This is a genomic window from Cobetia sp. MM1IDA2H-1 (assembly GCF_002916775.2).
Taxonomy (GTDB): Bacteria; Pseudomonadota; Gammaproteobacteria; order Pseudomonadales; family Halomonadaceae; genus Cobetia; species Cobetia marina.
In genome coordinates this window covers 3,682,811-3,701,155 of the sequence record NZ_CM133225.1, presented here as the reverse complement: position 1 = coordinate 3,701,155, position 18,345 = coordinate 3,682,811, and the positions used below count along the sequence as shown (strand labels likewise).

General features: G+C 61.4%; 12 protein-coding genes and 3 tRNA genes. 12 read left to right on the top strand and 3 right to left on the bottom strand.

All coding sequences use genetic code 11. The features are described from left to right. Positions 1 to 189: 189 nt before the first annotated feature. From BOH68_RS15520 to eno, 3 genes are all read left to right on the top strand, one after another. Positions 190 to 1,830: a CTP synthase gene (locus BOH68_RS15520; RefSeq protein ID WP_077377963.1), complete on the top strand. Its 1,641-nt coding sequence runs from the start codon at positions 190 to 192 to the stop codon at positions 1,828 to 1,830. Positions 1,831 to 1,965: 135 nt separating this feature from the next. Beyond that, positions 1,966 to 2,817: a 3-deoxy-8-phosphooctulonate synthase gene (gene kdsA, locus BOH68_RS15515; RefSeq protein ID WP_077377966.1), complete on the top strand. Its 852-nt coding sequence runs from the start codon at positions 1,966 to 1,968 to the stop codon at positions 2,815 to 2,817. A gap of 102 nt (positions 2,818 to 2,919) precedes the next feature. Further along, positions 2,920 to 4,209 carry a phosphopyruvate hydratase gene (gene eno / locus BOH68_RS15510; RefSeq protein WP_077377968.1) on the top strand — a complete coding sequence of 430 codons (1,290 nt, stop codon included), beginning with the start codon at positions 2,920 to 2,922 and terminating at the stop codon, positions 4,207 to 4,209. 1,214 nt (positions 4,210 to 5,423) lie between these two features. On the opposite strand, the gene fdxA is transcribed toward eno, so the two are convergent. Together fdxA and mutS are read right to left on the bottom strand one after the other, a co-directional pair. After that, positions 5,424 to 5,747: a ferredoxin FdxA gene (gene fdxA / locus BOH68_RS15505; RefSeq protein ID WP_077377971.1), complete on the bottom strand. Its 324-nt coding sequence runs from the start codon at positions 5,745 to 5,747 to the stop codon at positions 5,424 to 5,426. A 252-nt stretch (positions 5,748 to 5,999) separates the two neighbouring features. Continuing rightward, positions 6,000 to 8,579 (bottom strand): DNA mismatch repair protein MutS, encoded by a 2,580-nt coding sequence (gene mutS / locus BOH68_RS15500; RefSeq protein WP_077378198.1) that lies wholly within the window; start codon positions 8,577 to 8,579, stop codon positions 6,000 to 6,002. A 168-nt stretch (positions 8,580 to 8,747) separates the two neighbouring features. On the opposite strand from mutS, the gene BOH68_RS15495 reads away from it, so the two are divergent. The 9 genes from BOH68_RS15495 to BOH68_RS15455 all read left to right on the top strand — a co-directional run bounded on the left by BOH68_RS15495 (position 8,748) and on the right by BOH68_RS15455 (position 16,963). After that, complete coding sequence (locus tag BOH68_RS15495) at positions 8,748 to 9,269, top strand: CinA family protein (RefSeq protein WP_077377974.1); 522 nt, start codon at positions 8,748 to 8,750, stop codon at positions 9,267 to 9,269. Between the two features lie 231 nt (positions 9,270 to 9,500). Continuing rightward, on the top strand, positions 9,501 to 10,562 hold the full coding sequence (recA, locus tag BOH68_RS15490) for a recombinase RecA (protein ID WP_077377977.1): 1,062 nt from the start codon (positions 9,501 to 9,503) through the stop codon (positions 10,560 to 10,562). 147 nt (positions 10,563 to 10,709) lie between these two features. Further along, entirely contained in the window at positions 10,710 to 11,348 is a 639-nt protein-coding gene (locus BOH68_RS15485) for a regulatory protein RecX (protein WP_255303222.1), read from the top strand. Between the two features lie 248 nt (positions 11,349 to 11,596). Further along, on the top strand, positions 11,597 to 14,200 hold the full coding sequence (gene alaS / locus BOH68_RS15480) for an alanine--tRNA ligase (RefSeq protein WP_077377980.1): 2,604 nt from the start codon (positions 11,597 to 11,599) through the stop codon (positions 14,198 to 14,200). A 109-nt stretch (positions 14,201 to 14,309) separates the two neighbouring features. After that, entirely contained in the window at positions 14,310 to 15,557 is a 1,248-nt protein-coding gene (locus BOH68_RS15475) for an aspartate kinase (protein WP_077377982.1), read from the top strand. Positions 15,558 to 15,919: 362 nt separating this feature from the next. Continuing rightward, positions 15,920 to 16,111, top strand: coding sequence for a carbon storage regulator CsrA (gene csrA / locus BOH68_RS15470; protein ID WP_043332937.1), 192 nt, complete (start codon positions 15,920 to 15,922; stop codon positions 16,109 to 16,111). A gap of 490 nt (positions 16,112 to 16,601) precedes the next feature. Then, positions 16,602 to 16,694, top strand: a tRNA-Ser gene (locus tag BOH68_RS15465). 22 nt (positions 16,695 to 16,716) lie between these two features. Next, a tRNA-Arg gene (locus BOH68_RS15460) sits at positions 16,717 to 16,793 on the top strand. Positions 16,794 to 16,886: 93 nt separating this feature from the next. Next, positions 16,887 to 16,963, top strand: a tRNA-Arg gene (locus BOH68_RS15455). A 207-nt stretch (positions 16,964 to 17,170) separates the two neighbouring features. Here BOH68_RS15455 and BOH68_RS15450 read toward each other — a convergent pair. After that, positions 17,171 to 18,193, bottom strand: a complete 1,023-nt coding sequence (locus tag BOH68_RS15450; RefSeq protein WP_077378204.1) for a tRNA dihydrouridine synthase — start codon at positions 18,191 to 18,193, stop codon at positions 17,171 to 17,173. Positions 18,194 to 18,345 lie beyond the last annotated feature (152 nt).

Genomic DNA, 18,345 nt, shown 5'->3' with positions numbered 1-18,345 from the left:
ATCGCAGTATCACGTATCAGGCCCGCCATGGCGGGCCTGATACGTTGGGCGGGTGCCCGTGGCGGCGTCACCAAGGATGGATGGAGTGGCAATCAAATTGAGCCGGAGCAGCCTTTCCGCTAGACTGGCGACCCATCCTGATCCGTTCCCCCGGATCTCTCCTACAGCTCACGTTTTCGGCAGGTTTCCATGACACGATTTATCTTCGTGACGGGCGGCGTTGTGTCCTCGCTTGGCAAGGGCATCGCATCCGCTTCGCTGGCGGCTATTCTCGAGGCCCGTGGCCTCAAGGTCACCATTCTCAAGCTGGATCCGTACATCAACGTCGATCCGGGCACCATGAGCCCGTTCCAGCACGGCGAAGTCTTTGTCACTGAAGATGGCGCGGAAACCGATCTGGACCTCGGTCACTACGAGCGTTTCATCCGCTCGCGCATGACCCAGGGCAACAACTTCACCACCGGCCGTGTCTACGAGCACGTGCTGCGCAAGGAGCGCCGCGGCGACTACCTGGGTGGAACGGTTCAGGTCATCCCGCACATCACCGACGAGATCAAGCGTCGCGTGATCGCTGGCGGTGAAGGCTATGACGTCGCGCTGGTCGAGATCGGTGGCACCGTCGGTGACATCGAGTCCCTGCCATTCCTGGAGTCGATCCGTCAGTTGCGCGCCCAGCTGGGTAGCGAGCGTGCCATCTTCATGCACCTCACGCTGGTGCCGTACATCAAGACGGCTGGTGAGACCAAGACCAAGCCGACCCAGCACAGCGTCAAGGAGCTGCGCTCCATCGGTATCCAGCCGGATATCCTGATCTGCCGCAGCGAAGTCGAGATCGAGGAAAGCGAGCGTCGCAAGATCTCGCTGTTCACCAATGTCGAGGAACGTGCTGTCGTGTCGCTGCAGGATGCCGACACCATCTATCGTATCCCGCTGATGTTGCATGAAGCCGGTCTCGATGAGATTGTCTGCGACAAGCTGCGCCTGGAGGCCAAAGAGGCCGACATGTCCGAGTGGGTGTCGGTACTGGATGCCAAGCTCAACCCGCTCAAGACCATCAACATCGCGATGGTCGGCAAGTACATGGAGCTGCTGGACGCCTACAAGTCCCTGAACGAGGCACTGATTCATGCCGGTATCCAGGGACGTGTGAAGGTCAACGTCGACTTCATCGATTCCGAAGAGATCGAGCGCAACGGTACCGATCGTCTAATCGGCAAGGACGCGGTGCTGGTGCCGGGCGGTTTCGGCGAGCGTGGTGTGGAAGGCAAGATCGCCACCGCACGCTTCGCACGTGAGAACAAGGTGCCGTATCTGGGTATCTGTCTGGGCATGCAGGTCGCGGTCATCGAGTTTGCCCGCAACGTGGCCGGCTGGACTGATGCGAACTCCACCGAGTTCACTCACGACACCCAGCACCCGGTGGTCGGTCTGATCACTGAATGGCTGACGCCGGAAGGCAAGATCGAGACCCGTGACGCGGCATCCGACCTGGGCGGCACCATGCGTCTGGGCGGTCAGGCCTGTCGTCTGCTCAACGGCTCCAAGGCGCATCAGGCCTATGGCAGCGATGAGATCGTCGAGCGTCACCGCCACCGCTATGAGGTCAACGACCAGTTCGTGCCGGCGCTGGAAGAGGCCGGTCTGATCTTCTCGGGCCGCAGCGTCGACAACTCGCTGGTCGAGATGGTCGAGCTGCCGGACCACCCGTGGTTCGTGGCGTGTCAGTTCCACCCGGAGTTCACTTCCACCCCGCGTGATGGTCACCCGCTGTTCTCCGGCTTCGTGAATGCGGCGCTCAATCACAAGGCGGCGCGGACTCGCGGCGAGTGATAGGGTGATCGCCGGGCGTCACGCCAGAGTGGCGCCCGTGGGTCTTTTCCGCGGCGGCTCATCAAGAATGTCCGGCAGGCAAGGGCATCGCGGCTGAGCCGCCGGTGGGCAACGTTTTTGATGGACGGTGCAGTGATGAGCAACGAACAACGCGTGATCGAATTTGCAGGCCTGCAAGTCGCCAATGATCGGCCGATGACGCTTTTCGGTGGCATGAACGTGCTGGAATCGCGTGAGCTGGCATTGGAGGTCGCCGAGCAATATGTCGAGGTGACATCGCGCCTCGGCATGCCGTACGTCTTCAAGGCCAGCTTCGACAAGGCCAATCGCAGCTCCATGCACTCCTATCGCGGGCCGGGGATGGAGAAGGGTCTCGAGATCCTCGCCGAGATCAAGTCGCGCTTTGGCGTGCCGATCATCACTGACGTCCACGAGCCTCATCAGGCAGCTGCCGTGGCCGAAGTGGCCGATGTCATCCAGCTGCCCGCCTTCCTGGCGCGCCAGACGGATCTGGTCGTGGCCATGGCGCGCACCGGTGCCGTCATCAACGTCAAGAAGCCGCAGTTCCTGGCCCCGCACGAAATGCGCCATATCGTCGCCAAGTGCGGTGAAGCGGGCAATGACCGGATTCTGCTGTGCGAGCGCGGCTCCAGCTTCGGCTACAACAATCTGGTGGTCGACATGCTCGGCATGGCCGAGATGAAGGATACGGGGCTGCCGGTGCTGTTCGATGTCACCCACTCGCTGCAACGCCCGGGTGGGCGGGCCGATTCTGCCGGTGGTCGTCGTGAGCAGGTCTTTGATCTGGCTCGTTCCGGCGTGGCGCTGGGGCTGGCAGGCCTGTTCCTCGAGGCACATCCGGACCCGGACAATGCCAAGTGTGACGGCCCTTGTGCATTGCCGCTGGATCAGCTCGAACCCTTCCTGCGCCAGCTGCAATCGCTGGATTCGCTGGTGAAGGGCTTTGCGCCGCTGGATATTCGCTGAACATGACTACTGGCCGTTCACTACCCTGTGAGCGGCCTTTTTGCGCTATGGGCAAGATGCCCGTCGTGGTGTTTCAATCCCCCGTGTAGAGGACGACACAAGATGGCCAATATCGTCGAAATCCGCGCCCTTGAGGTGCTCGATTCCCGTGGTAACCCGACCGTACAGGCCGAGGTCGTGCTGGAAGGTGGACAACGTGCCAGCGCCTGCGCGCCTTCCGGTGCCTCCACCGGTTCGCGCGAAGCGCTGGAATTGCGTGATGGCGACAAGAGCCGTTATCTGGGCAAGGGTGTGCTGAAGGCAGTCGAAGCCGTCAATGGCCCGATCCGCGAGCGTCTCGTGGGCATGGATGCACTGGACCAGCGTGCGCTGGATGACGCCATGCTGGCGCTGGATGGCACCGAGAACAAGGAATCTCTGGGTGCCAATGCGATCCTCGCGGTCTCCCTGGCCGCTGCCAAGGCAGCTGCCCAGGCCAAGGGTATCGAGCTCTACGCTCACATCGCCGAGCTCTACGGTCAGCCGGGCAAGTACTCCATGCCGGTGCCGATGATGAACATCATCAATGGCGGCGAGCATGCCGACAACAATGTCGACATCCAGGAGTTCATGGTCCAGCCGGTCGGCGCGCCGACCTTCCGTGAAGCGCTGCGCACCGGCGCCGAGATCTTCCACGCGCTCAAGAAGGTCCTGCAGGGCCGCGATCTGAGCACTTCCGTGGGCGACGAAGGTGGTTTCGCACCGAACCTTGCCTCCAATGCCGAAGCGCTGGCGGTCATCAAGCAGGCGGTCAGCGATGCGGGCTACACGCTGGGCACTGACGTGACCCTGGCGCTGGATTGTGCCTCCTCCGAGTTCTACAAGGATGGCCAGTACAACCTGTCTGGTGAAGGCAAGAGCTTCGATGCACGTGGTTTCGTCGACTACCTGGCCGAGCTGGCGGACGAATACCCCATCGTGTCCATCGAAGACGGCATGGATGAGTCTGACTGGGAAGGCTGGAAACTTCTGACCGACAAGCTCGGCGACAAGGTGCAGCTGGTCGGTGATGACCTCTTCGTCACCAACACGCGCATCCTGAGCCGTGGTATCGATGAAGGCATCGGCAACTCCATCCTGATCAAGTTCAACCAGATCGGTTCACTGTCCGAGACCCTGGATGCGATCAAGATGGCGCAGGCCGCTGGCTTCACTGCGGTCATCTCCCACCGCAGTGGCGAGACCGAAGACACCACCATCGCCGACCTCGCCGTGGGTACCTGTGCCGGGCAGATCAAGACCGGCTCTCTGTGCCGCTCTGACCGTGTCGCCAAGTACAACCGCCTGCTGGTGATCGAGCAGCAGCTGGGCGATGTCGCCTACAATGGCCTGAAAGAGATCAAGGGCCAGTAAACAGGCGACAGGCTTGTGGGTGCCGCCTTTGGTCGTCGGCATCCACAACGCTTCCACATGACGGGGTCGTACCTTCGGGTACGGCCCCGTCGTGCGTTACACGTACTGTCCGCGCAGGTTGCGTCTCAAGTACGTGGACTTTCCCCATCTCTGCAGTCAGTTCATGTAAGCCTTTTCCTACAAGATATGCAGGACATAGAGGATAACTGCTGCACTCCGGATACGTGTTCAATCGTATGTTTTTCTATAGATCACTGTTTTAAAAAAGTTTTATCTAAAAGCTTCCTTGTTTGTCCCGATGCGTCTGAGCGGTTTGGCTAGTTGCCTGATGACGGGTTGCTGACCAGAATAGCGTCATGGAAGCGGGATGCGGCGGGACACCGCACCCTTGAGCGGGATGCTCTTGATGATCTTCCAGGGAGTATGTCGGGCAGGATGCCCGACTCGTCTGAACAGGATGTTCAGCGAACAGGAACCGTCAAGGATGACGGAAGCAGCAGCACTGCATGGCATCTTGCCCGAGGAGCGGGCAGGAAATGGCCAGGGACCACGGATGAATGGCCAGGTACAGGAAGTATCGGATCAGGAAGATCCAGAGTGACGGTATCGTCATTGGCAGCGGACGCGCAATCACGACAGGGATGGTTGATGGGTCTCGACCCGATATGCAGTCAGGAAGCTCGCCTTCACAGGAGTGACGGATGACGGGACATCATCCGTGTCAGGCAGACGAGGCAATCAGCGGCAGAATCTCGACGGCAGGATGCCGAGGCAAGGATGTCAGATCACGGAACATCATGAGACTGTCAGCTGAGGTAGGTCAGGAGCGGCACGGGCAGGATGCCGGGCAATGCATCTGCGATGCAGTTGCATGAGCAGGACAGCAGGGCAGGCAATAAGCAGAAACGGGCATTGTGGTGGGACAGCTGCGCAAGCAGTGCCACAATGCCCCATGCGTGACGGTGCGCTCTGAATGGCAGGATGCCATGACGGGCAGGGACAGCACCCAGGAACACGATCCAGGACGGATCGACAGGGACACGCTTGGAGCGGGCGACCTTTCGGGGTTGCCCTTTTTTGTGCCTTTTTTTCGGCCCCACCCGCCGGGCTGGCTGACCATGAGCGCTCAAGACGAAGACGGCAGCCACCCCTGAGGGAGTGGCTGCCGTCTTGATGAGAACCTGGTGCTTGCCCGGTCAGGTCGGGCAGGGCATTTACTGCTCCAGGTATTCGAGCTTGCCTTCGACACCATCCCACTTCTCAGCGTCTTCCATGGCGTCCTTCTTCTCGCTGATGTTCGGCCACACTTCGGCCAGATCGGCATTCAGCTCGATGAATTCCTTCTGATTCTCCGGCACTTCGTCCTCGGAGAAGATGGCTTCCGCGGGACACTCCGGCTCGCACAGAGCGCAGTCGATGCACTCGTCCGGGTTGATGACCAGGAAGTTGGGGCCTTCATAGAAGCAATCGACCGGGCAGACCTCCACGCAGTCAGTGTATTTGCAGCGGATGCAGTTCTCGGTGACGATGAATGCCATCTGGGTCTCCTGACGCGGGTCGGCGTCTCTCGTAGGTCGTGGTCCAGCGCCACTCTGTGCCGTCTGAGCGGCATCTTGAGTTTCAGGTTATAAGCGGCGCGAGTGTTATAAGGCGTTATTCTAGTGGCGCTCTGCCGCCCTCGCAATCAGCGTGGGCGGATCGTTTTGGAATGGTGCTATGCCCATCGCGCACTGTCGAGTGTCGGCAGGCGCATGGTGTCATGCGACTTGTCAGTCGACTCACTCCGCCGCTTACTGGATCTTGCGCCATTCATAGATGAGTTCCAGTGCCCGCTTGGGGCTCAGGTCATCCGGGTCCAGCTGGGTCAAGGCTTCGACGATCGGGTGAGGCGGTGCCGCGAAGAGATCATTCTGCTGCGGTACTGGCTGGCCGAGTGCATCTTCACGGGCAACCTGTGGACGATCGACCTCCTGCTGCTCGAGACTGGTCAATTTCTCACGTGCACGCAGGATGACGTTCTGCGGGACCCCGGCCAGCTGGGCAACCTGCAGGCCATAACTCTGGCTTGCCGGCCCCTCCTCGACACGGTGCATGAAGACGATGCCATCGCCATGCTCTGCGGCAGTCAGGTGAACGTTGGCCACGCCATCGACGTGCTCGGGGAGTGCCGTCATCTCGAAATAATGGGTCGCGAACAGCGTGAAGGCGCGCGTGCGGGCCAGGTGCTCGGCGCTTGCCCAGGCCAATGACAGGCCATCGAAGGTCGAGGTGCCGCGACCGATCTCATCCATCAGCACCAGACTCTCGTCGGTGGCGTTGTGCAGGATGCTGGCAGTCTCGGTCATCTCGACCATGAAGGTCGAGCGGCCACCGGCCAGGTCATCCGAGGAGCCGATACGCGTGAAGATTCGATCCAGCGGGCCGATGCAGGCGCGAGCGGCGGGTACGAAGCTGCCGGTATGCGCGAGCAGTGCGATCAGCGCGGTCTGACGCATGTAGGTGGATTTACCGCCCATGTTGGGGCCGGTGATCACCAGCATGCGGCGCGCATCGTCAAAGCGCACGTCGTTGGGCACGAAGGGGTGGTCGCTGACATGTTCCACCACCGGGTGGCGGCCGCCTTCGATGTCGATTCCCGGCGTGTCGCTGAGCTGTGGGCGGACGAAGTCCAGTGCGGCGGCGCGATCAGCGAAGGCGGTGAGCACATCCAGTGACGCCAGGGCGCGTGCCGTCTGCTGCAGGCCATCCAGTTCGGTATTCAGGTCATCCAGAAGGTGCTCATACAGCAGCTTCTCGCGGGCCAGCGACTTGGACTTGGCCGACAGCGCCTTGTCCTCGAATTCCTTGAGTTCCGGGATGATGAAGCGCTCGGCATTCTTGAGCGTCTGGCGGCGGATGTATTCCGGCGGAGCTTCCGCTGACTGGGAACGCGGCAGCTCGATGAAGTAACCATGCACGCGGTTGTAGCCGACCTTGAGGTTGCTGATGCCGGTGCGCTCACGCTCACGAGTCTCGAGGGCCACCAGATACTGACCGGCGTTCTCGGAGAGGCCGCGATACTCGTCCAGCTCATCGTCGTAGCCATCGGCGATCACCCCGCCATCGCGCAGCACGACCGGCGGATTCTCGATCAGCGCTTCGCTGAGCATGGCCGAGAGGGCGGGGAACAGGCGGATGCCATCGCGCAGGTCATCGATGGCACTGCCTTTCTCGACGCTGGCGAGCACGGCACGCAGCTCTGGCAGTGTATTGAGGCCATCACGCAGGCGCGCCATGTCCCGCGGGCGGGCGCTGCGCAGTGCAACACGCGCCAGAATGCGCTCCACATCGCCGATCCGCTTGAGCAGGCCTTGCAGTTCGAAGGGGTAGTCACCCTCCATCAAGCGCTGCACTGCCGCCTGGCGCTGGCCGATCTGGGTCTGATCGCGCAGCGGACGGTTGAGCCAGCGCTTGAGCAGGCGTGAGCCCATCGCGGTGGCAGTCACGTCCAGCACACTGGCCAGCGTGTTGTCGCTGCTGCCGCCCAGGTTGGTGTCGATCTCGAGGTTGCGACGGCTGGCGGCATCGATCACGACCGAATCGTCGCGACTCTCGACGGCCAGCGCCGTCACGTGGGGCAGACCGGTGCGCTGCGTGTCACGTGCGTAGTCGAGCAGGGCACCAGCAGCGGTGACCGCGCAGGTCAGATGACTGCAACCGAAACCATTAAGGTCCTGAACGCCGAACTGATCGCACAGCAGGCGCAACGCGGTCTCATGGTCGAAATGCCAGTCGCTCTGACGGGTCAGGCCCGGGCGTGAGGCAAGACTGCTTGGCAGTTCACGACTCTCGCCGACCATCAGCTCGGCGGGTGACAGACGCTGGATCTCGGCCAGCAGTTCTTCATCGCCATTGACTTCCAGTACGCTGAAGCGTCCTGAGGAAAGCTCCAGTGCCGCCAGGCCCCAGGTCTCACCGTCTCGATGCAGCGCCACCAGCAGATTGTCACGGCTGGCATCCAGAAGCGCCTCGTCATGCAGGGTGCCCGGTGTGACGATGCGCACCACCTTGCGCTCGACGGGGCCCTTGGTGGTCGCGGGATCGCCGATCTGCTCGCAGATGGCCACGGATTCGCCCATTTTCACCAGGCGTGCCAGGTAACCCTCGGCGCTGTGATAAGGCACCCCTGCCATGGGAATGGGGGAGCCGCCGGAGCTGCCACGTGCCGTCAGGGTGATGTCGAGCAGTTGCGCGGCTCGCTTGGCGTCCTCATGGAACAGCTCATAGAAGTCGCCCATGCGATAGAACAGCAGCACACCGGGGTGCTCGCGTTTGATCTTCATGTACTGCGCCATCATCGGCGTCATCTGGGGCGCGCTGTTCTTGGCCATGGCCATGGACTTCCTTGACTGCACTGCAATGGGAAAAAGACGCACATGCGAGAACACGGCATGCGGGATGCGCGATATTCTACGGACTGGCGCGGCCGGCTCCAATGCCTGTGATGCCTCCTGCTCGCTTCCCTTTTCCTCAGACCACTTCTAGAAAGGAGTTCGTTCATGGCCCGATTGACGGATACGACGTCCGAGGCACCGGATGCGAATGCACTGGCCGAGCAGCTGCAGGCGCTGGCATTGGCGCGCGGAGTCCAGATCACTGCTGCAGAGTCATGCACCGGGGGCGGCGTGAGTGCCGCGATCACGGCGATTTCCGGTAGCTCCGGCTATTTCGAGGCGGGCTATGTGACGTACTCGAATGCGGCCAAGCGGCGTCTGCTTGGCGTCAGCGAAGCATCGCTCGCGGACTTCGGGGCAGTCTCCGAGGCCGTCGTGCGCGAGATGGTCAAGGGAGCGTGTCGTGACAGCGGTGCCGAATTGGGGGTGGCAATCAGTGGTGTGGCGGGTCCGGGAGGCGGCAGTGAAGAAAAGCCCGTGGGGACGGTGTGGCTGGCATGGGGCAGTGAGGCGCGACAGCAGGCGCGGTGTTTCCACTTTCCGGGAGACCGGCAGGCCGTGCGCGACGCCGCCGTGAGGGTGGCATTGCAAGGCTTGATCGAATACGTGGAAGCCTGGCAGGGCTGAACTGGTGAGGCTCGAGACGCATGCAACCCTCTGCGTTGAGACTGCTGCCTGAAAAAGCGCATCACCGGACTGGCAGAACGATGAAACATGCGGCATCATACTGTCCATGTATACAGGGTTTTGCCATGACAGCCCAGCCGCTAGGCTGACAGTCTCTGCATCACCCGAAGCTTGAGAATTTCCTATTTCAGGTGGTTGCCCATGCGGCGCCGCCGTTCGACAGGAGGCCACATGGCACAGGACGACAATCGTACCAAGGCGCTGAACGCGGCGCTGTCCCAGATCGAGCGCCAGTTCGGCAAGGGCGCCGTCATGCGCATGGGCGATGCCCCGCGTGTGGCCATCCCGTCGGTATCCACCGGGTCTCTGGGCCTGGATATCGCGCTCGGCATCGGTGGCCTGCCTTTCGGTCGAGTGGTCGAGATCTACGGTCCGGAATCCTCGGGCAAGACGACACTGACGCTCTCGGTCATCGCCCAGGCCCAGAAGCAGGGCAAGGTGTGTGCCTTCATCGATGCCGAGCACGCGCTGGATCCGTCCTACGCCGAGAAGCTGGGCGTCAATCTGGACGAGATGCTGGTCTCCCAGCCGGATACCGGTGAGCAGGCACTCGAGATCGTCGACATGCTGGTGCGCTCCGGTGGTGTCGACGTCATCATCGTCGATTCCGTGGCAGCCCTGACGCCGCGTGCCGAGATCGAGGGTGAGATGGGTGACTCCCACGTCGGCCTGCAGGCGCGTCTGATGTCCCAGGCGCTGCGCAAGGTGACGGGTCACATCAAGAATGCCAACTGCATGGTGGTGTTCATCAACCAGATCCGCATGAAGATCGGGGTGATGTTCGGTAGCCCGGAAACCACCACCGGTGGTAACGCGCTGAAGTTCTACTCGAGTGTCCGTCTCGACATCCGTCGTACCGGCTCCGTGAAGTCCGGCGATGAAGTCACCGGTAACGAGACTCGCGTCAAGGTCGTGAAGAACAAGGTCGCGCCGCCGTTCCGCCAGGCCGAGTTCCAGATTCTCTACGGCAAGGGCATCTACCACGCCGGTGAGGTCATTGATCTGGGCGTGCAGTGTGGTCTGGTCGGCAAGGCAGGTGCCTGGTACAGCTACCAGGGCAGCAAGATCGGTCAGGGCAAGGCCAACTCCGCCCAGTATCTGGAGGATAACCCCGCGATCATGGAAGAGATCGAGAGCCAGATTCGCGCCCAGCTGCTGGCTTCTCCGGAAACCAAGGAAGAGGCCAAGGAAGAAGTGGTCGCCGAAAATGAAGATGATCTGGATCTCGATTGAGACCTGCTCGAGAACGTGTTCATTGAGCGCTGATTTCAGCGCCTTTCAGTGATCTGCAGCGCCCGCCCCGTTTTCGGTGGCGGGCGCTGTGCGTTTTGCACCGGGGATTTCGCCATCTTGGGTGCCTCTCCAGAAAGGAGCGCCAACATGCACGATCAGGAAAGAGAGACCGTCGGGCCGGACTATCAGCCCCTCGATGTCGGCGCGATGACGCCGCAACGGCGTGCCCGCAATGACGCCATCGCACGTCTGGCACGCCGCGAGCACAGCCGTCGCGAGCTGCACGACTATCTCAAGGAGCGCGACTACCTGCAGACCGTCAGCGATGATGCGCTGGCGGAGCAGTCCGCGAGTGGCGAGGAGGGCGCCGAGACGCGCTTGAGTCGTGATGAGGTCGAGCTGCTGATCGAGGAAGTGCTGGAGCGTCTGGTCGAGGAAGGCCTGCAATCCGATGAGCGCTTCGCCGCCAGCTTCCTGCGGACACGGGTGCTGAGGGGGCAGGGCCCCAGGCGTATCCAGCAGGAGTTGCGCCAGCGTGGCATCGACAACGAGACGTCAGGTGCCGTGATGCGTGCTGCCTGTGATCCGGTGCCTGATGCCTTCGGACATGTTGATGCGGTGGACTTCTTCGAGCTGGCGCGCGAGACGTTGGCAAGGCGCTTTTCCTCAGCGGGCGAGGGTCACAAGGAGCGTGCGCGCCGAGAGCGCTTCCTGCTCCAGCGCGGCTTCGACTACGAGCAGTTGCGCTACGCCATGGAGTCCGCCTGGACGGAAGACGAGGCGTGAGGCCAGCCATTGCCCGGGTAATGGCTCGGAACGCGCAAACCGGTCACTCAAGCCATTTCCCCCCCTTTAGCTTGCGCGAACAGGCGTTATACTAGGTCGTCTTGCGACGGCACGGGGCAGGCGCCTTCTTTCATGCTTTTCATTGCACCTCCATGCATTCCCACATGGATGAATATGCAGAAACCATGCGGAAGTCATGCAGAAGAAGACCCCCGGAGCGTCTTTACGCACATCGCTACGGAACCTCTATGAAAAGCGCAGAAATCAGAAACGCCTTCCTGACCTATTTCGAGAAGCAGGGGCATACCATCGTTCCCACCAGTTCTCTGGTGCCGAACAACGACCCGACCCTGCTGTTCACCAACGCCGGCATGGTGCCCTTCAAGGATGTCTTCCTGGGCCGTGATCCGCGTGGCTACAGCCGTGCCACCTCCGCACAGCGCTGCGTGCGCGCCGGCGGCAAGCACAATGACCTGGACAACGTCGGTTACACCGCACGTCACCACACTTTCTTCGAGATGCTGGGCAACTTCAGCTTCGGTGACTACTTCAAGCGCGAAGCCATCCAGTTCGCCTGGAAGTTCCTGACCGAAGAGCTGGGCCTGCCGAAGGAGAAGCTGTGGGTCACCGTGCACGTCAGCGATGACGAAGCCCGTGACATCTGGTTCAACGAGGTCGGCATCGATCAGAACCGCTTCTCGCGTCTCGACGAGGACAATTTCTGGCAGATGGGCGACACCGGCCCCTGTGGCCCGTCTTCCGAGATCTTCTATGATCACGGTGAAGACGTCGCCGGTGGCCCGCCGGGCAGCCCGGACGAAGATGGCGATCGCTACATCGAGATCTGGAACCTGGTCTTCATGCAGTTCGATCGTGATGCCGAAGGCACGCTGAACCCGCTGCCCAAGCCGTCCATCGATACCGGCATGGGGCTGGAGCGCGTCGCGGCCGTGATGCAGGGCGTGCACTCCAACTACGAGATCGACCTGTTCCAGAATCTGCTGGCGGCGGCGGCCGAGATCATCGGTCATGACAACATCACCACTCCCTCGCTGCGCGTGGTGGCGGATCACATCCGTTCGTGTGCCTTCCTGATCGCCGATGGCGTGCTGCCGTCCAACGAAGGGCGTGGCTACGTGCTGCGTCGCATCATCCGCCGTGCCGTGCGTCACGGTCACAAGCTGGGCGCGCGCGGCAGCTTCTTCTACAAGCTGGTCGCGGCGCTGGATGCCGAGATGGGCGATGCCTATCCGGAACTGCGCTCTGCGCGTGAGCAGATCGAGCGTGTGCTGCTCAAGGAAGAGGAGCAGTTCGCGCGTACGCTGGAGCACGGCATGAAGCTGCTCGAGGAGGCCATCGCCGAGCTGGATGGCAATACCCTCGACGGCGAAACCATCTTCAAGCTCTACGATACCTACGGCTTCCCCTACGACCTGACCGCCGACATCTGCCGCGAGCGCGAACTGATCCTCGATGAGGCCGGTTTCGAGGCCGCGCTGGAAGCTCAGCGTGAGCGTGCACGTGCTGCCAGCAATTTCGGGGGCGACTATTCCGCCAACCTGACGCTGGAAGGCGAGACGCAATTCACCGGCTATGATCACCTCGAGGGTGAGGCGACCGTCACCGCGCTGTTCGACAGCGAAGGTAATACGCTCGAGCGTCTCGAGGCCGATACCAAGGGCATCGTGGTACTCGATACCACGCCGTTCTATGGCGAGTCCGGTGGTCAGGCGGGCGATACCGGTTATCTGCATCTGGAGGGCGGCCGTTTCCAGGTCAGTGATACCCAGAAGCAGGCCGGACATCATCTGCATCACGGTGTGCTGATCGAAGGTTCGCTCGCGGTGGGCGACGCGGTGCGTCCGCAGGTCGATGCAGATCTGCGTGCTGCCTCCGTGCGCAACCACTCCGCCACGCACCTGCTGCATGAAGCGCTGCGCCAGGTGCTGGGTGAGCATGTCCAGCAGAAGGGCTCGCTGGTGACGGCCGAGCGCCTGCGCTTCGACTTCAGTCACTTTGAGGCGATGACCGCAGAACAGCTCTCCGAGGTCGAGCGCATCGTCAATGCGCAGATTCTCGCCAACGCCGAGACCACCATCGAGTTCATGACTCTCGATGAAGCCAAGGCGCGCGGCGCGGCGGCACTCTTCGATGCCAAGTATGGTGAGCAGGTTCGCGTGCTGACCATCGGTCAGAATGCCTTCTCCATCGAGCTGTGTGGCGGGACTCACGTCAAGCGCAGTGGTGACATCGGTCAGATGCACATCATCGCCGAGACTGGCATCGCCTCCGGCGTGCGCCGCATCGAAGCCATCACTGGCCGTGCGGCACGTGATTTCCTGCTGGCGCAGGAAGCGACCCTGACTCGTCTGGGTGAGCGCCTCAAGGCCAAGCCGGAGCAGGTCGAGGAGCGTGTCACCAGTCTGCTTGAGCGCAACCGCGGTCTCGAGAAGGAGCTTGAGCGTCTGAAGGCCAAGCTGGCGTCCGCTTCTGCCAGTGACATGCTGAGCGACATCGCGGATGTCCAGGGGCTCAAGGTACTGGCCAAGCAGGTCGAAGGCGTCTCCGGCAAGGAGTTGCGTGGCCTGATGGATGACCTGAAATCCAAGCTGGGTTCCGGCATTCTGGTGCTTGGCGTCGCGGATGGTGACAAGGTCAGCCTGATTGCGGGCGTCACCGATGATCTGACCTCGCGCATCAAGGCGGGTGATCTGGTGCGTCACGTGGCTGAGCAGGTCGGTGGCAAGGGCGGTGGTCGTGCTGACATGGCGCAGGCCGGTGGCAGTGATGCCGCATCGCTTCCCGGGGCACTGGCCGGCGTGCCAGCCTGGGTAGACGCCCAGCTGGGGTAAGAAGACAAGATGAAGGCCGGGCTTCTCGTGAGGAGACCCGGCCTCTTTTTGGGCCCGCATGAGTCTCATGTGGGGACAACGCAAACGGACACGGATAACGGAAACGCACATGGCGCTATACGTTCAGAAGTTCGGAGGCACTTCGGTCGGCTCGGTGGAGCGGATCAAGGCCGTCGCCGAGAAGGTCAAGCGATTCCGCGACGAAGGACATCAGGTTGTCGTGGTCGTCTCAGCCATGAGTGGCGAGACGAACCGACTGATCGGTCTCGCCAGCGAGATCAACGATGACCCGACGCCGCGCGAAATGGACATGCTGGTCTCTACCGGTGAGCAGGTGACCATCTCCCTGCTGGCCATGGCACTGCAGAAGATCGGTGTCGACGCGACCTCCTATACCGGCGCTCAGGTAGGCATTCGTACCGATAGCGCGCACACCAAGGCGCGTATCCAGCGCATCGACACCGATGACCTGCGCGAAGACCTCGATGCTGGCAAGGTCGTGGTGGTCGCTGGCTTCCAGGGGGTCGATGATGAAGGCAATATCACGACACTGGGGCGCGGTGGCTCCGATACCACCGGCGTCGCCCTGGCGGCAGCCCTCAAGGCGGACGAGTGTCAGATCTATACCGATGTCGATGGTGTCTACACCACTGATCCACGTGTGTGCTCCAAGGCACGTCGTCTGGAGACGGTGACCGTCGAGGAAATGCTGGAAATGGCGAGCCTTGGCTCCAAGATCCTGCAGATCCGTTCGGTGGAATTCGCCGGCAAGTACAATGTTCCCCTGCGTGTGCTGTCTTCCTTCGAGGATGGCCCGGGTACCCTGATCGTCGCTGAGGAAGAAGACAACATGGAAGAACCGCTGATCTCCGGCATTGCCTTCAATGTCAACGAAGCCAAGCTGACCCTGCTCAACACGCCGGACATTCCGGGTGTCGCCTCCAAGATTCTGGGCCCGATCGCCGATTCCAACATCGAGATCGACATGATCGTCCAGAACGTCTCCCCGGACGGCAATACGACCGACTTCTCCTTCACGGTGGCCAAGAGCGACTTCAAGGCGACCCAGCGTATCCTCAACGAGACGGTCATTCCGTCCGTCGGCGGCGGTGAGCTCAGAGGCGATGACAATATCGCCAAGGTCTCGCTGGTCGGTGTCGGCATGCGTTCCCATGCCGGTGTCGCCTCCAAGATGTTCCGCGTGCTGGCGGAAGAGGGCATCAACATCCGCATGGTGTCCACGTCCGAGATCAAGATCTCCGTTCTGATCGACGAGAAGTTCATGGAGCTGGCCGTGCGTGCACTGCACACCGCCTTCGGCCTGGATGCGGAAGCCGTCAGCGACGAGACTGCCTGATTTGCATTGAATGATCAGCACAATGGTGCTCAGATGAAGTGACTTGCCACCCGTGGGTGGCTCGTCCTTCCGCCAGGGACTGCACTGCATGGAAGTGAGGCCCGGCAAGGAGCGCCAGGGGCCCTGCCTCATGCACCCGATACATTGGCGATCGCACCTTCTGGGGGAGAGCCGGTGTGTCGGGTGCTTTCATTCAACGAGTCATTCAGTTGATATGAAGGGGTGGTGTTGGCCGTCGGAGCATGCATGACGCATAATCTCCAGGCCTCATGCACCTCGGTGGCCGGCTCGTCCCTGCCGGTCGCTGACTTCGAATCCTGTTGCCGTCCCGGCTGTATGAATTACTGACAAGGAGATCAGTCATGCTCATCCTGACCCGTAGAGTAGGTGAAACGCTGATGATTGGTGATGACATCACCGTCACCGTGCTCGGTGTGAAGGGAAATCAGGTGCGAATCGGTGTCAACGCACCCAAGGACGTCGCCGTCCATCGTGAAGAGATCTATCAGCGTATCCAGCGCGAGAAGGAAGACAATGGTGATGCCATCGCCTGATGGCATGTCATGCCCACCAGATGGCTCCGGATACTCTCGAGAGCACCACACGAACGCCAACTACGCTGTCCACCTGGTTGGCGTTCGTGTTTCTGGGATATGGTCTGTGCGGTCTGGGCGTTGCCCGGTCCTGGCGGCCTGAGTGACTCGATCCGTTCAGGCTCAGATGCATGCGTCGGAGGCATCAGGCAGAGCTGAATGGGCGGCTGAGCGTCAAGTCAGTGTTCCATAAGGAAAAAATTCACTTTTTTCCTGGAAAGGGGGAGACAGACGACTTCTTCTTGGGTATTATTCCCGCTCCCTCGAACGAGACGCGACGACAGGCTAGCCATCGTCATGTTCTGGTTCATGCGGGGAGATTGCTTGGGGGCGCGCAGCCTCGAGCCTGTTGTCGAATGGTGATGAGATGCTCTGCATCGAAGCCAAAAAATCGACACAGGGGCTAGACAAAGCCCAATCAAATGAGTAAGATATGCGCCGTACCTGATGAGGAGAGGTGGCCGAGTGGCTGAAGGCGCTCCCCTGCTAAGGGAGTATAGGGTTTATAGCCCTATCGAGGGTTCGAATCCCTCTCTCTCCGCCATTAGGTACAAATGCAGTAAGATGCGCCCTTAGCTCAGCTGGATAGAGTACCTGACTACGAATCAGGCGGTCGGAGGTTCGAATCCTCCAGGGCGCGCCACTGCAATGCAAGACGGTGTTGGAAAGACACAACACTCGCAAGTCAAGTCCTGAAGACATTTGAAATGCTCAGGCCACAGATTTCAAGGTTTATGCGCCCTTAGCTCAGCTGGATAGAGTACCTGACTACGAATCAGGCGGTCGGAGGTTCGAATCCTCCAGGGCGCGCCAATTGAAAAACCCGCTTCACTGAAGCGGGTTTTTCTTCGTCTGAAGAAAAGTCAGGCATCTTCGGTCTCAGCCGGCATGGCCTCGATCCTTGCCTTCATGTCATGTCTGACAGTTCCCCGTTTTCCTTGACTGTGATGTCACGCCTTCGGGCGGACGATCGCTAGGGCGCCCTTTTCGCGAGGGGCGCCTTTTTTTGTTTCGGACGGATCAGGCGAGGGCGGGCAAGTCGGCGGATTCCGGCATGCGGGTCACCGATGTCAACAGACTCGGCGCCAATGCCAGCGAGGTACCTGCAACCAGACCGGTGAAGAATTCGGCGCGCCCCTTGTGGCGCTTGATGGCCTGGAAGCGACGTTCCGCTTCCTCGTTGCCGCTCTGGCGCATCATGTTCATCCACTGCTTGAGCAGCGGCACCATCACCTTGTCAGGCAGATGGGCGCAGCGTTCGGCGTGGGAGAGCAGCACCTGTGCACGCTGTGTCCAGTCCGTCTCGGGCAGCAACTCCCCGGTCATCTGCCAGTGCTTGATGCGCGCCGCGAGGAAGGGGTCGGCCAGGGCGGCACGCCCCAGCATCACATCGCGACAGCCGGACAGTGAGCGAGCCCGCCAATAGCAGGGCATGTCCCAGATGTCCCCATTGGCAACGACCGGAATGGAGAGTTCGGACGTGATCTTGCCGATCCATTCCCAGTGCGCTGGCGGACGATAGCCTTCCTGTTTGGTGCGCCCATGCACGACCAGCTGCGTGGCGCCCCCGGCCTGGGCTGCCTGAGCGCATGCCAGTGCCAGGCGACGGTCGTTGAAGCCGAGGCGAATCTTGGCCGTGACGGGTACCCCGGTGCCCTTGAGGGCATCGCGCACGCCCTCCACCGCACGAAAGACGCGGTCCGGCGAGCGCAGCAGGGCTGCGCCTCCGTCGTGACGGTTGACGGTCTTGGCCGGGCAGCCGAAGTTGATGTCGACGCTGGGTGCCCCCAGGCGTGCCGCGACGCGAGCGTTGATGCCCAGCGCCTCGGGGTCGGCACCCAACAGCTGCAATGCGACCGGTGTGTCGTGTCGTGTGCGTGCCGTCCGTGTCGGGGAGGCTTCCAGCAGCTCCGGGCAGATACGCTTGAAGACGCGAGGCGGTAGCTTGACATGCGTCACGCGCACGAATTCCGTCACACACCAGTCATAGCCGCCAAGGCCGGTGAGACATTCGCGCGTGATGTCATCAATCACGCCTTCCATCGGCGCGATGCCGATGCGGCCAGCCCGCGCGAGGGCTTGTGGGGTCAACGATGGTGTCATTGCAATTGCCGTGGAATCAGGCACTTTAAAGCGATCAACAAGCACTGAATGCCGCTGCATGGGGTGTCGACAGTGGCCAGCGACGCAACGGC

Coding starts and splice junctions, on each gene's coding strand:
- BOH68_RS15450 (WP_077378204.1), bottom strand. CDS start 18,193: ATGGAAGGCGTGATTGATGACATCACGCGCGAATGTCTCACCGGCCTT.
- csrA (WP_043332937.1), top strand. CDS start 15,920: ATGCTCATCCTGACCCGTAGAGTAGGTGAAACGCTGATGATTGGTGAT.
- BOH68_RS15475 (WP_077377982.1), top strand. CDS start 14,310: ATGGCGCTATACGTTCAGAAGTTCGGAGGCACTTCGGTCGGCTCGGTG.
- kdsA (WP_077377966.1), top strand. CDS start 1,966: ATGAGCAACGAACAACGCGTGATCGAATTTGCAGGCCTGCAAGTCGCC.
- fdxA (WP_077377971.1), bottom strand. CDS start 5,747: ATGGCATTCATCGTCACCGAGAACTGCATCCGCTGCAAATACACTGAC.
- BOH68_RS15520 (WP_077377963.1), top strand. CDS start 190: ATGACACGATTTATCTTCGTGACGGGCGGCGTTGTGTCCTCGCTTGGC.
- recA (WP_077377977.1), top strand. CDS start 9,501: ATGGCACAGGACGACAATCGTACCAAGGCGCTGAACGCGGCGCTGTCC.
- alaS (WP_077377980.1), top strand. CDS start 11,597: ATGAAAAGCGCAGAAATCAGAAACGCCTTCCTGACCTATTTCGAGAAG.
- mutS (WP_077378198.1), bottom strand. CDS start 8,579: ATGGCCAAGAACAGCGCGCCCCAGATGACGCCGATGATGGCGCAGTAC.
- BOH68_RS15485 (WP_255303222.1), top strand. CDS start 10,710: ATGCACGATCAGGAAAGAGAGACCGTCGGGCCGGACTATCAGCCCCTC.
- BOH68_RS15495 (WP_077377974.1), top strand. CDS start 8,748: ATGGCCCGATTGACGGATACGACGTCCGAGGCACCGGATGCGAATGCA.
- eno (WP_077377968.1), top strand. CDS start 2,920: ATGGCCAATATCGTCGAAATCCGCGCCCTTGAGGTGCTCGATTCCCGT.